Below are 13,781 nucleotides of genomic sequence, written 5' to 3' on the forward strand. Positions count from 1 at the left end.
ACCTAATTCCACAGCAGCCCCGGAGATTCCTTCCCTCGGTTTCATTCTCCATACCAAAAAAACAATCGCAGCCGATCGCCCGGAGAACCGTTCAATTCTCCCGGCTCTCCCGTCATGAACACTTTGGCGGCGCGGCCTTGCGGCACTCTGTAAGGATCGGCCGGCTTCAGCCAAACTTGGAACCACCCAAGCAGCGAATGGAGCACAATCGTAAGTACGAGAAAAAGGAGCGTGAACTGCAGACGCTCCCACCATTTGCCCCGTTGCTCTTCCATCCTTCGTCTCCTCCGTCCTGTCCGGTTTGTACAACCGTATGAGACGAAGCCCGGAAAGATGCCTCAAAGCAAGCCGTCGAGAGGCGTATAAGGAAAGCCTACCGCTTCCGCCACCTGCCGATGGGTAACGGCTCCGCGATGGACGTTCACTCCGAGCCCGAGCATCGGGCTCGCCTCGACCGCTTTTCGAAAGCCGTTAGCCGCAAGCAGAAGCACAAAGTCAATCGTAACATTCGTAAGCGCAAGAGTGGAAGTGCGCGGAACCGCGCCCGGCATGTTGGCTACGGCGTAATGAATGACTCCGTGCTTCTCGTATACCGGATTTTCGTGCGTCGTGACCCGGTCGATCGTCTCGATCGAGCCGCCTTGGTCGATGGCGACGTCGACGATGACGGCGCCTTTCTTCATCGTCTTCACCATCTCTTCCGTGACGAGACGGGGAGCTCTCGCTCCGGGAACGAGGACGGCTCCGATGAGCAGATCGGCCTTCCTGACGGCGCTGGCGATATTGTGGGGATTGCTGGTAAGGGTCCGAAGCCTTCCTTGAAAAACGTCGTCGAGATAACGCATCCGATCCCCGTTTTTTTCAAGCACGACGACGTTAGCCCCGAGTCCGATCGCCATCTTGGCCGCGTTCGTTCCGACAATTCCCCCGCCGATAATAATGACGTCCGCCGGAGGTACGCCGGGGACGCCTCCGAGCAGGACGCCCCTGCCGCCATGGAACGCCTCCAAATATTTGGCGCCCTCCTGCACAGACATCCGGCCCGCCACCTCGCTCATCGGCGTCAGCAGCGGGAGCGTTCCGTTCGGAGCCTGCATCGTCTCATACGCGATCGCGGTCACCTGCCGCTCCGTCAGCGCTTTCGCTAACGGCACCGCAGCGGCCAAATGCAAATAAGTGAAAAGGAGCTGTCCGGCGCGAAAAAAACCGAACTCCTCCGGCAACGGTTCTTTTACTTTAACGATCAGCTCAGCTTTTTCCCATACGGCTTCCGGCCCGGCAACGAGCGTCGCGCCCGCTTGCGCGTACTCCTCGTCCGCGAAGCCGCTTCCGACGCCGGCTCCCTCCTGCACGATAACCTCATGTCCTTGCCGTGCAAGCATTCCGGCTCCGGCAGGCGTAAGGGCGACCCGGTATTCCTGTTTTTTGATTTCTTTAGGCAATCCCACGATCACGCTAACGTTCCCCTTTCCAGCCGTCGATCGGACAGCATCAGGCTTACGGTATCCCCCGGTTCGAAAAATATGTGCGCCTCCATGCCCGCATGCACCCTCTTACCCGGATACCCATACTTTACAACATAATAACGGGCGTTGACCCGCTCGCGCAAGGAGGAGAATACCCGTGAAACCGTTGGAGCATTTGCTGCGCGGCTCGTTCAGGCGAAAGCCTCGGAGCGGCAAGCCGCAAAGACGAATCGTCGTATTGCGCGGAACAGCGATTACCGCAAATGTTTGGCCGATCTCGCCAAAGCGGGCATCCGGCCGGTTCGAAAATCGGACGCTCTGCGGATGATTTGCTGCCATAGCAAGCGGAGCGGGCACTGGAAGCATTTGCGGCGGCATCCCGGAATCGCTTACGTCGAGAAGGACTCGCGCGTGAAGGCGCACGGGTTAAGATTGTGCGGTTCGAGTTCGGGCAGCGCAGCGATTGTCCGGAGAAAATTCGGAAAACGGCTGCCGACGAGGAAAGCCAAATACGCCGCCGTCGCGTCATGCCCGCCGAAAGCTCCGTGGAACGTATGCCGCGTCAAAAGTCCTCCCGTTTGGAGCGCTACCCGCGGCTCCGGCGTTCGAGTGGGCATTATCGATACGGGAATCGCGAAGCATCCGGATCTATCCATAGCGGGCGGCGTGAACACGATCGCACGAGGCCGCTCGTACGCCGACGACAACGGTCACGGCACGCACGTAGCGGGAATCGTAGCCGCGACGGGACGAGCGCGGCTGCTCGGCAACGCACCGGCCGTCCGGCTCTATGCGATCAAAGCGCTGGACAAAAACGGCGAAGGGTATATATCCGATATCGTGGAAGGAATCGAGTGGGGGTTGAAGCGTGGCATACGGGTCATGAATATGAGCTTCGGAATGACGGAAAACAATCGTTTGCTCCGGGATGCGATCAAGCGGGCAAGACGGCGCGGGACGATCATCTCCGCCTCGGCCGGAAATTCCGGCAAAGGAGCGGGCACGCTGGACGTTCCGGCACGCTACCCGGAGACGTTGGCCGTAGCTGCGCTTACGCGCAAAAACCGCGTCGCTTCCTTCTCCAGCCGCGGCCGCGGAATCGACTTGTCGGCGCCCGGCGTGTCCATCCTTTCGACATGGAAAAACGGGAAATACCGCCGCGAGTCGGGCACCTCGATGGCCACTCCCCATGTGACCGGCTGCGCCGCTCTTCTTCGCGCCGTTTCCCCCGCTATTACCGCAACAGTAGCAGGACGCTTGATGAAAGCGTCCGCGCGTCGTATTTCGGGAGGCTCCAGAGCCGTCGGCGCAGGACTTCTGCAAGCTTCTCCCGCCGTCCGGGCTCTGAGCAGGAACGGGTAACGTCTACAAGAAGCGATTCCGGTATTCCGTCGGGGTTACGCCGAACTGCTTTTTAAAGCTTTCGCGAAAATGATCCTGATCCGCATAGCCGATTCGGTCGCACACCTCGTACACTTTGGCGTAAGGCTCCTTCAGCAGCTCCGCCGCCTCGTCCATCCGCAGCCGGATCAGGCACGCATATACGGTCACGCCTGTCGCTTCCTTGAACAGCTGATTCAAATACTTTTCGCTCAGCCCAACGTTCGCCGCGACGTCCGCCAGCGAAAAGTCCCTTGAACGAAAGCCTGCGATCATCGTCGAGAGCGCCTGCTCGACAAGCTTGCTTTTCTTGACGTTGCCGCTTATAGCCAAATCGGGAAGCCGTTCGCTTAAGATGGGGAGCCGCTCGCGTACTTTTTGCTCTGCGGCGCGCAGCTCCTCCTGCTTCGAGCGCTCCCGCTTCAATTGCTCCGCGATCCGCCCGATCGTATGCTGAATTTCCTCGGGATCGATCGGCTTCAGAATATAATCGTGGACCTTAAGCCGAATCGCTTGACGCGCATGCTCGAATTCGTTCAAGCCCGACAAAATGACGCATTTGACGTTCGGGTACTTCTCGGTTACGGAAGCGATCAGCTCCAGACCGTTCGTCTTCGGCATTCCTATATCGGTAAGAAGGATATCGGGAACGTTCCGCTCCATGAGCTCCAACGCTTCCTCGCCGCTCTCCGCAGCTCCTGTCAAATCAACGCCGAGCGAAGGCCAATCGATCATCTTGCATAACGCCTCCCGCACCGTCGCTACGTCCTCGGCAATTAACAGCTTACACTTCTCCACCTGTATGCACCGCCTTCGTACCTTGCTCTGCGAATGGGTCTGCGACCGGCTTACGGAGAAGGAAGCACGGCCTCCGCGCGGGTTCCTTCCGGAACCTCCACGTACCGGAGGCCGTAGCCTTCGCCGCAATGCAGCCGAATTCTGCGATGAACGTTTAATGTGCCGTAGCCGCCGGATAAACCTGGTGACGAGGGGTCCGCATAGTCCTTCTCCGCTTCGAGCAGCCGCCGGTTAAGCTCGGCTGCATCCGCCCCGCCGCCGTTATCCTCCACGCACAAAATCAGCTTGCCGTCCTCCTCTCTGCACGAGAGACGAATGCGGCAGCGTTCCGTGCGATTCGCGAAGCCGTGCACGATGCAATTTTCCGCGAGCGGCTGCACAATCAAGTGAATAACCGGAGCGTCCGCCAAGGAAGGCGGGACTTCGATCGAATAAGCCAGATCGGCAAGCATCATCGTCTGTATGTCCAAATAAGCTGTCGCCTGACGGATTTCGTCCGCAAGAGGTATCCATGTTTTTCCTTTGTTCAAGCCGAATCGAAATACGTTGGCAAGCGATCGGACGAGCTTGCTCGTATCCCGATCGCCCGCCAGAATAGCTCTGCAATTGATCAAATCAAGCGAGTTATACAAAAAATGAGGGTTGATCTGGGATTGAAGAAGCTCCAGATGCAGCTGCTTCTTCGCGATTTCGTCCCGGTACGCCTTGACGGCGAGCTCCCGATTGACGACGAGCATCGAGGCAAATTGGCGATATAGCTCGTCGACTTCGCGGATTCCTCCGATCGGAGTCGGCAGAGGCTCCTTACCTTCCAGAACGTCGGGGCGCTGCATGGCTCCGACCAGTCGAATGACCGGAACCGTTACTTTGACGATAATTCGGCGGAGCAAGAACCCGGTGACGGCGACACCCAGAATGCCGATCAGGACGCCGACGAGCGAGATGAGCAGAGTATCGCTGCCGATATGGCTCGCCGGCATGAACGAGATCACCTTCCAGCCGTTGTCGAGCGTCTCGTACAGCTCGATGTGACGCTCACCGTTCACGGATACTTTGGCCGATCCGCGGCTGCCGTCCATTGCCCGGACGATGCTTGAACCGCTCAAATCCTCCAGGAACGGATACTTGTCGCTGTAGATAACCCGATCGGCTTCATCCAGCAATAGATGATACCCCTTCTCGATCGGCGCCATCGCCATAACGCCCTGAATAGCCGACATGTCGGCACCGACAAGGACGGTACCGATCTCGTGTCCGTCGCGAAAGCTCGTTTTACTCCGGGCTACGAAGACGGATGGCTTGACACCGGCTTGCTCCCCCCACCAAGCCGTCTGCTTTCCCCGGTCGTGAAGCTCCGAATACCACTCTGTTTGCCGCAGCCGATCGCTTTTGTAAAGGCCAGTCGCCGGATAATATTCGTCGGTAGCCACTTCGTACAAGCCGCTTGAAGGCTCCAGTGCGACAGCGATCACATAAGTCGTCTTCGTTCGGCCCGCCGGCCCGTATTCGTTAAGCAAGGAGACGAGCGACAAGTTTTCCAGATGGGATTGCAGCTCGAAAAAATCGCCGATCGCTTCGTAAGGCCGCTCATGTCCCGTATCGAGTAATTTTTCGAAGGAAGGGTTCGATAAAACGAATGCGGCGGTATTGTTCATCGTCGCCAGCTGATACCCGACGCTCCGATAGACGAACGTCAGCGACTGCTCCGCCATCCGGTAAGCGTGATCGTTCTGGGCGCGAATGAGAATGTAGCTGGAAACGGCGCTGAACAGTCCGATCACGCACAGTAGAAGGATGAACATCGGAATGCTCAGCTTGTAGAAAAGTCGACCCGGCTTCGCCAGCTTCCGCCGCAACGTTCTCCCCCGTTCCTCCGACACCTATTTTTTTCTATACAAATTCTCTAGAAACACTAAGTCTTCCTTCAACATGACGGCAAAGGCGGCATCGATTTTTTTGGCGGCGGCGAGCAGCTCGACTTGAAGGCGCAAGCTCTTCAAATTGTCGGCTCGGTTTTTTTCCGTTCGCTGGATAACGGCTGCTTGCGCCAGCAATAGTATCGTCACCGCATCGCCTTTGATCCATCCCTTCGCCGCCCCCATGCCGATGACGTCGTCCAGCAAGCCGAGCGAGATCGTAACGGTGAAGACGGCGGTCTGTACGGCTTCGTTGCCCGCCGCATCCTTGGCCCGCACCTCCAGCGTATGCGTTCCGATTCTGAGCGACAGCGGCGTAATCTTCACCGGCACGCTGATCGGCTTCCCGTCGATTGTCGCCTTCACTTGGCTGATTCCGCTCTGCAAATCGGTCGCCGCAACATTCACGAGCAGCGTCTGAGTTTGCGCGATCGAGCCTATCGGCGTTATAACGATTGCCGGAGGCGTTTCGTCCGGAAGCGCGAATGGGACGTCGACGAATGTGAACGTGTCGTAGAGACCCGGATTTTTGCTTTCTGCGATTCCCTTGGTCCAGCCGATATAATTTTGCCTGCCGTCCTGCAAATCGGAATCGGGCACGACCGCGTTGAAGCCAATCTCTCCGCCGAGGTGAAGCCGGCTTCCAAGCGCCTTCACGATGGAATCTCCCGGAATTTTCGCCTCGTAGTACGTCTTATGATGCGCTTCGTCCCGGACGATCCGATACGGGATCGCACTCGAAATATCGCCCGTGGCGTTCGGCGGTTGAGCCTGGAACACAAACCCGAGCTGCTGCCCGAAGTCGTTGAGCGCCAAGCCGAAGTCGATGTCGTCGTCGCGGTACGTTCCGCCCTTGTCGTTCAGCGGATCGATAGCGAATTGCACGGCGTCGTTTTTCCATATTCCGCTCGGAGGTTCGGCCGCTTTGTGGATGTCGTCGGTGACCTCCAGCGCGAAGTAAAGATTGCTTTCATCCCATTTGGCGTACATGACGGCATCGAGGTTATTCGGCTCATACACGCCGTTGGCATTGCGTTCGGCTCCGCGCATATGAATCGGGTACGCGTCGATCCAATCGCTCAAATCGCCGTCGATGGCAAGCGTCGGCTTCGCCTTCTGCACGATGAGAAAATCGAGCGGGACGGCCGCATCCCGGTAAATGACCCGGTTCGCTGCGGATTGATCGGTAACTTCCAGGCTTCCGACGTATTCATGGAACGGGCGGGTTCGTCCGTACGTCCATTTGAACGGAACGTCCACTGTCTGGCCATAGACGATGGAGTAAGCGTCACCTCCGGGAACGACGGGCTCCAGCGTCTGACCGTCCGGCCCTTTCAGGATGACTTTGCCCGACTTGGGAGCTTGCGACGTTCCCGTCAGCCTTACGTTCACGATGTCAAGCTCGCCCGGCGATTTCGCCACCGGCATCAGCCGCGCGCGAACGGCGCTCGTCGCATTCAGCTTGATCTTGATCAGATCGGAAGGAACGCCTCCGATCGCCAGATCGAGCTGCGCGTAGAAGATTCCCGGGCTCGCGTCGATAGGCGCCTGAAGCGCCAAGTTAACATCTTGAGCCGCCCCGGCTGCGAGCGTTACGGTGCGGGTCGCTTGCTCAGTTTGCGCCGCGCCCCACCCGGACGGAACAGCTAGATTCAGCGTGACCGTCTTCGTCTGGGAAGAACGGTTCGTCAACGATACGATTACCGGCAAAGAGCCGCCCGATTCAATCTCGCCGTTCACGGGCGAGGCGGACATCGTAACGTCGACCGGAATGACCGGCTCCGATTCGACGATAGCTTCAACGACTTGAGCGAGCTCCTTCGCCATGACGCCGTAACCGTACGCGTCGAAAGCGTAGCCTTCCGATGCAGATTTTGCCGCTATTTCGGCATATCGGTTAGCTCTCATCATCGCGGAGGTCGACACCGGCATCAAGCCGTTCGGGCCGATTTTGCCGTCGTAAGCGCTGCGCGCTTCGGCCACCGCGGAGCCATAGTCCGGAATGGCCGGCTGCGGCTGTCCTCCTTCCTGACGCTTCGCCTCAATCAGAGCCGTCGCGGCATATTCCGCATCGTTATACAGCGCCTCAAGAGCGACGTCGCCTTTAACCCGATCGACAGCGCCGTCGCGAATCAGATTGGCGACCCGGGTCATGAGCGCATACAAATCTTTCGCTCCTTGCTCGATGCCCGCCGAACGACCCGCCGGCTGCGCGGAGGACAACGCCGATGCCAGCGCGCCGTGAATCCGATTCAGCTCGCCGAGCGCGCCGTCGATGGCCGCGCCGTTGCCGCCCGTTCGCAAAGCTTCGAGCTTGGCTGCCGCTTCCGTTTTCTTCTTCGCCTGCAGCTGTCCGGCGGAAGCGAACGTCAGAGCCGCGCCGAACCCTTTGACAAACATCGGCGTGCCCGATACCGTCAGCGTCGCCTGACCGCCGCTGGCGGCAATCGAAGCTTCACGGCCGTACACATCGATAACCGTCACTTGCGCGGAATCGACCGGAAGCGCGATTGTCGATTTCGGCGCGCTTGCGACCAGCGCTCCTCCGTAGTTCACTTTTTTCCACAAAACGAGCACCGGCTCGTTCCCGTTCAGAAACAGATGGGCTTCCACCGACTCGTCTCCCGTCTGAAGCGTGCCGACGTAACGCGCCCGGTCCAGCGTCGTCATTAGCGTCTGAAGCGCCGGGTACGCAAGCTTCGGCCTTCCGTTGCCGTCCGTTATACCGAAATTGGTGTTGTAAAAATTCGCGTCGAAGCCCGAATCGCGCCAATTGAAATGCTCAAGCGCCCTCACCTGATCCGAGATCATATCGATCAGGAAGCCCCGCACTGCATAATCTCGCTGAACTTCCTGCGATACGGACGGGTAGCCGTTCGTCGCGGTCGGCCAGCCGGACTCGGTTACGTACAAATCCTTCCAGCCTCCGTAACCGTCTATGAGCTTGCGTACTCCTTCGTATTGCTTCTGAACGAAGCCGTCCGGCATGACGCCGTACGTATAGCGGTGGTAGGAGAACGCGTCCGCGTAATTGTAGGAACCGAGCTCCAGCTCGCCGGGCAAAATTTGCGTCACGCCCGACGTATGAGCGCCGGCGATGAGCACCGCGTTCAAATCCGTCTTCTTCATCGCGGAATATGCCGCTTTCTGCACTTGAACGAGCTCTTGCGGTATATAAGGATGGGTTTCCAGCTCCGGTTCGTTCGGCATTTCCCAATACCGGACTTTTCCTTCATAATGCTGAACCAGGTCGGCCATGAACGAACGAAGCGCCTCCAGGCCGCCTCGGTTATCGACGACTTCTCCGTTATCGTACACGCCGTTCGACTTAATGCCGAGAATCGGAATCGGATTGATCCCTCTCGACGCGAAAGCATCTATGATCGGGTCGTAGACCTCATAGTTGTAGATGCCCCCGTTCGTGTCGATTCCGGGCCACGCCAAGCCAAACCTGCCGTGCCGCACGCCCATCGTCCGCACGCTGTCGATCAAATCGTCCTTCGTCGCCAGATCGTAGTTGATATTGAAGCCGAACTTGCTTTCCATCGACAAGTCGGATGTTCGCGCCGCAGCCGCCTGCTTAATGACGGCTACCCGCAGCGTCTTCGTCTTGTCGTCCGCCTTGACGCCGTTAATGTACAGCTCCGACGTCACGTCGTACACTCCGAAGCCGGCGACGTTCGGCTCGAACAGAATCGCTTCGCTTCTTTTTTCATAAGCGGGAACCGTAAATTCTCGCTGCCCTGCCGCGACTTCTTCCTTGGCTCCGTCCGCGCGGGTGACCCGGTATGACACGCGGTACGTCTGCTCCGCGGCGCCCGCCTGAACGGATGCGGTCAAGCCGAGCGGTTCGCCCGATTCGTAAATGCCGACGAAATTGCCGTAGGGCTCCACGTTGTAAACATACGGAACGGTCACCGGAGTAATTTCGAAGTCGTCGATGAGCAGTTCCAGACCGTTCACCGTCGTAAATTGGAGAAAACCTTTGTCCGGGGCGTCTTCGGACGCGTCGTCGAATCGGATGACCGTCTGTCCGTCGATAGAGAGGGTGTGGGTAATTCCCGCTACCTCCACCTCGTAACGATGCCATTCTTCCGGAACGGATCTGTAATAGCTGCCGTTGTCTACGCCGCCCAGAGGGGTTCTTTTGAACATAATATATTTGGTATTGTGCGAGCCCCATTCCATCGTGTTGTAGAACGTATCCTTGTCCCGGTAGCTGAGCCGCCATACGTTGTACAGCTCGTGCGGGTCCGGGTTCGTCACCTTGTACTTGGCGCGGAAGGAAACTTTGAAATGGTCGATGTTCCGGTAGAGCGGATTGACGAATTTAGCCGTCCAATTGTTGCCGGTCGCGGCGCCAGCGAATCGAAGCACATGATTGCCGCCGTCGTCGTACACCGCAATGTTCGGCTGAATGCCGCGAAGAAACCAGTCGACGGGAAGCTGTCCTGCCGGCGTGCTCTCGAAATTGTCGAAAAATCGGTTGAACGGCTTCACCGCAATCGTCTGCTCGCCGCTCGCCGGGTATCGGCCGCTGTGTCCAGCCGAATCGGTCACCGTCAAATAATAGCCGATGGCGGAAGCCCTATTCGTGCCGGGGATGACGAACGAAAAAGCGCCGTCGGTCGAAGGCGGCAAATCGATCGTTCGGTAAGACTCCGTACCGTATCGGTAAGACACGACGGCGTTCACGGCAACTCCCGCAGCCGGTGCCGGAACGGTGAAAGCTCCTGGCGCATCGGTATTATAATAGGCCGAAGCGATCGGCGTATGCGTAATTTCAATCGGCGGCTCCTCGTGGAAAGGAGTGACGCGGACGTCGTCTACGCTCAAAACGGCGTTCTTCAAGCCGAAGCCGACCGTGCCCCGGGCATGGGTCGTCTCGGATTCCGTCTTTCCGATCGGCACTCCGTCGATGGCGATCCGGAATACCGCCCCGTCCGCGATCACTTCGTATTGATGCCAGCTCTGAAACGAGAATCCGGCTATTTTGTCGGAAATCGTATAGCCGTTGCCGATTCTCGTATCGACGCCGTTCACGTATTTTCCGAAGTAGACGAGATTTCCACCCTGCCGAAATTCGAAATAGTAGTGATTGACTCCGGTTTGCGTCGTGTCGTATCTGAAAAACACGCGAAAATATTTCGGCGCGCCCGCAGCGGCATCGGAATATTTGGCTTTGAATTCGAGCTTGTAATTATCGTTCGTGGCAGCATAACTTGTCCAAACGGCCGGTTTAACCCGCGAGGTTGGATAAGCTCCCGATGAAGACGTCAGCTTGCCTGCGGCAGACCCCGTATCCGCATCCTGCTCGACGCTCCATGCGGTGCCGTCCCAATGGCTTCCGGGCGCGGCGAAATCTTCGGCGAACAGCGGCACCGGTCCGTCGTCCGCCAAGGCGATCGACGGGTATGCGGGAACGAGACCGAAGACGAGCGCGATGACGAGAGCCCAGTAAACTCCCTTTTTTCGAGTCAACATTCATCTCCCCTTCTATCCGAACATGATCGAAAACCCAAAACGGCACCGGTTGAACCGTTGCCGCTTTGAGAATTATTCGATTGCTTGCTGCGGTTACTTGCCCATCTTCTTCTGATAGGATTGCTCCAGCTCCTGGAGGATCTGGTCTCCGCCCTGCGACTTCCATTTCGCAACGAACTCGTCGAACTTGTCGATGCTCGCACCCATAATAATTTGAGTAAAGTACGAATCTCTCATCGTATTCAGCTCGACCTGCTTGGCGATTTTCGTAGGCGAATCGAGATAGTTGGCTGCGTCCGTAATTTGATTCGGGTTGTTGATCGCCGTGTCGAGAGCCATGGAAGGACGAAGCGGGAGCGACTCGAGATAATGCGGCCAGCCCTTCAGCCCCGGAGCCCACGTATAGCGCTGCGTGCCGCGGAAATTGCCGTCCTTGTCGGTCTGGGTCGCCTGATCGATTGCGGTCGGAATCTGCTGCAGCTTGCCGCCTGTCAGCTCGTAATCGACGTTCTCGACGCCCCATACCGTCAGCATCTGATTGTCGATTTCCAAAGATTTATCGATAATGGCCAGCAGCTTTTTCGGGTCCTTCGTCTTCGCGCTGATGGCGAGAACCTGACCGAACGGCGCACCCTGCGGAGCAACCGCTTTGCCGTCCGCGCCCGTCAGCGATCCCGTCAACGACAAATATTTGTACGGCTCCGACGACTGATCCGGAAGCGTGCCGTCTTTGTCCAGCTTGCCGCTTTTCTTAAGCTCGAACGACTCGATTTGCGTGTCGTAATCTTTGGCGGTCGACCACCAGCCCATCCACGAAAACAGCTTGCCGGCGAACAGCTTGGCGCGGAACTGCTCCTCCTTGATTGTCGCGAATTCTTTGTCGATCAAATTTTCCGCATACATTTTTTGCAGGAACTTAAGCGCTTCCTTCATTCTCGGATCGATGTCGTAATTGCTGAACTTGCCGTCCTGCTGCGTGAAATAACCGGGAGTGACGCCGAAAGCTCCGAAAATATTATCGAACGAGTTCGTCGCGAACTTCACTTCTCCGGTTTTGGCGGTGTAGCCTCCGAGAGGAATGACGTCCTTCTTCATTTCCTTGATTTTTTTCAGCGCGTTGTAATAAGCGTCGAGAGTGGTCGGAACCGACTCGCCGACTTCCTTCAAATAATCGGAGCGCATAACGAGATTCCACCGGTAGCCGGAGCCGGGTCCTCCTTGGTAAGGAATGCCGTAAATCTTGCCGTTCACTTTGGCTTGCTCGAACACTTGCTGCGGCACTTCCTTCCAGATGTTCGGCGTATCCTTCTCGTTGATCAGCTCGGTCAGATCGACGAACGCGCCTTGAGGGGCGTACTTCTGGAAGTCGTCGGCGAAGTCGATTCGGACGATGTCGGGAATGTCGTTGCTCGACATTTTGAGATTCAGCTTCGTCTTGTATTGCTGGACGTCCACGATTTCGGGAACGAGCGTCACTCCCAGCTTCTCCTCGACCGCTTTCTTAATGGCGTCCTTCGCCGGATCGTACGGCTTGGAAATGTCCTGCGGGAGAAGAAGCTTGATCGAATACGGCTCCTCCGCCGGGGCAGCCGACGGCGTCGAGCTCGGGCTGGCAGGCGGGGAACCGGACGGCGTGACGATCGGCGATGCGCTGCCGTTCTCGTTCCCGTTGCCGTTATTGCTGCTGCATCCCGCCATCGCGAACATTCCGGCCAGAATGAGAGTTAACGCTCCTAGCAACCACGGTTTCTTTTGTTTTCCGTTCATGCGCTAAGGTGACCTCCTAATCGAAATTGTATATTTACCCCTCGGGGGATAAATCGATCGTTAACACCGCTTCCCGTTCAGCCTTTGACCGAACCGATGAGCATGCCCTGCTCGAAATATTTCTGGATGAACGGATACACGATCATCATCGGAAGCGCGACGATGACGATGGCGGCCATCTGAATGCCGACGGTCGGAGGCGGCGTCGTGCCGGCGGTTTCCAGCAGCTCGGGCGGCAGGCTGGAGTTCGCGACGATAGTTCGCAAGACGAGCTGCACCGGAGCCTTGTTCCAGTCGGTAATATAAAGCAGCGCATTGAAAAAATCGTTCCAGTAGACGACGAGATACAGCAAGCCGATTGATGCTATGACAGGAAGCGAAAGCGGCAGAACGATTTGCCACAGCACCCGGTATTCGGACGCGCCGTCGATGGCTGCCGATTCCCGCAAGCTCTCGGGGATGCCTTCGAAGAACGTCTTCATAATGATCATGTTGAATGCGCTGAACGCCATAACGAGAATGAGAACGTAATCGGTATTGAGCAGGCCTAGCTGCTTGACGGTAAGATAGGTGGGGATCAAGCCTCCCCGGAACAGCATCGTAAACACGAAAATTAGGATCAGAAATCGCCGGCCTGGCAGCTTCTTCTCCGCGAGGGCGTAAGCGGCCGTCGCCGTCAAAACAAGTGCGAGCAGAACGCCTCCAGCCGTGTTGCGCAAAGTGTTTCCGTAAGCCTGGTAAATAAGGGAGCCCTTCTTCAGCAAGAAGGAGTAATACTCCATGCTGATCGATTCGGGGAACAGGATCATTCCGTTTCTGTCGCTGAATATGTCGTAAGGAGTGAAGGAAACGACAACGACGTACCAAATCGGGGTTACGATCAAGAGGGTAAGGAGCGTCAGCATCGTGTAGTTGGCGGCTACGAATGTTTTCTCGCCGGGTGTCAATCGAATCAATTTGCTCTCCTCCG

Annotated in this window: 8 protein-coding genes; 1 reads left to right on the top strand and 7 read right to left on the bottom strand. The window is 57.3% G+C overall.

Annotated features, from left to right (window positions below):
• Positions 1–41: 41 nt before the first annotated feature.
• On the bottom strand, positions 42–275 hold the full coding sequence (locus D3H35_RS05500) for a DUF4227 family protein (RefSeq protein ID WP_119148133.1): 234 nt from the start codon (positions 273–275) through the stop codon (positions 42–44).
• Between the two features lie 63 nt (positions 276–338).
• The gene (ald, locus tag D3H35_RS05505; protein ID WP_119148134.1) at positions 339–1,454 is read right to left on the bottom strand and encodes an alanine dehydrogenase; all 1,116 of its coding nucleotides are present in this window, start codon (positions 1,452–1,454) and stop codon (positions 339–341) included.
• Between the two features lie 138 nt (positions 1,455–1,592).
• Between ald and D3H35_RS05510 the strand changes: the two genes are divergently transcribed.
• A complete protein-coding gene (locus D3H35_RS05510; protein ID WP_119148135.1) occupies positions 1,593–2,828 on the top strand; it encodes a S8 family peptidase in 1,236 nt (411 codons plus the stop codon).
• Positions 2,829–2,831: 3 nt separating this feature from the next.
• Here D3H35_RS05510 and D3H35_RS05515 read toward each other — a convergent pair whose 3' ends face one another.
• The 5 genes from D3H35_RS05515 to D3H35_RS05535 form a co-directional block, all read right to left on the bottom strand.
• Positions 2,832–3,644, bottom strand: coding sequence for a response regulator transcription factor (locus tag D3H35_RS05515; RefSeq protein ID WP_119148136.1), 813 nt, complete (start codon positions 3,642–3,644; stop codon positions 2,832–2,834).
• 50 nt (positions 3,645–3,694) lie between these two features.
• Positions 3,695–5,500 (bottom strand): sensor histidine kinase, encoded by a 1,806-nt coding sequence (locus D3H35_RS05520; protein ID WP_119148137.1) that lies wholly within the window; start codon positions 5,498–5,500, stop codon positions 3,695–3,697.
• Positions 5,501–5,524: 24 nt separating this feature from the next.
• Positions 5,525–11,044, bottom strand: a complete 5,520-nt coding sequence (locus tag D3H35_RS05525) for a sugar-binding protein (protein ID WP_119148138.1) — start codon at positions 11,042–11,044, stop codon at positions 5,525–5,527.
• Positions 11,045–11,137: 93 nt separating this feature from the next.
• Entirely contained in the window at positions 11,138–12,811 is a 1,674-nt protein-coding gene (locus D3H35_RS05530) for a type 2 periplasmic-binding domain-containing protein (protein ID WP_119148139.1), read from the bottom strand.
• Between the two features lie 77 nt (positions 12,812–12,888).
• Positions 12,889–13,767 carry a carbohydrate ABC transporter permease gene (locus D3H35_RS05535; RefSeq protein ID WP_119148140.1) on the bottom strand — a complete coding sequence of 293 codons (879 nt, stop codon included), beginning with the start codon at positions 13,765–13,767 and terminating at the stop codon, positions 12,889–12,891.
• Positions 13,768–13,781: the final 14 nt, after the last annotated feature.

The organism is Cohnella faecalis (assembly GCF_003570905.1).
Taxonomy (GTDB): Bacteria; Bacillota; Bacilli; order Paenibacillales; family Paenibacillaceae; genus Cohnella; species Cohnella faecalis.

Bases quoted from the DNA above. Each gene is read 5' to 3' on its own strand.
- D3H35_RS05500 (WP_119148133.1), bottom strand. From the start codon at position 275: ATGGAAGAGCAACGGGGCAAATGGTGGGAGCGTCTGCAGTTCACGCTC.
- D3H35_RS05525 (WP_119148138.1), bottom strand. From the start codon at position 11,044: ATGTTGACTCGAAAAAAGGGAGTTTACTGGGCTCTCGTCATCGCGCTC.
- D3H35_RS05530 (WP_119148139.1), bottom strand. From the start codon at position 12,811: ATGAACGGAAAACAAAAGAAACCGTGGTTGCTAGGAGCGTTAACTCTC.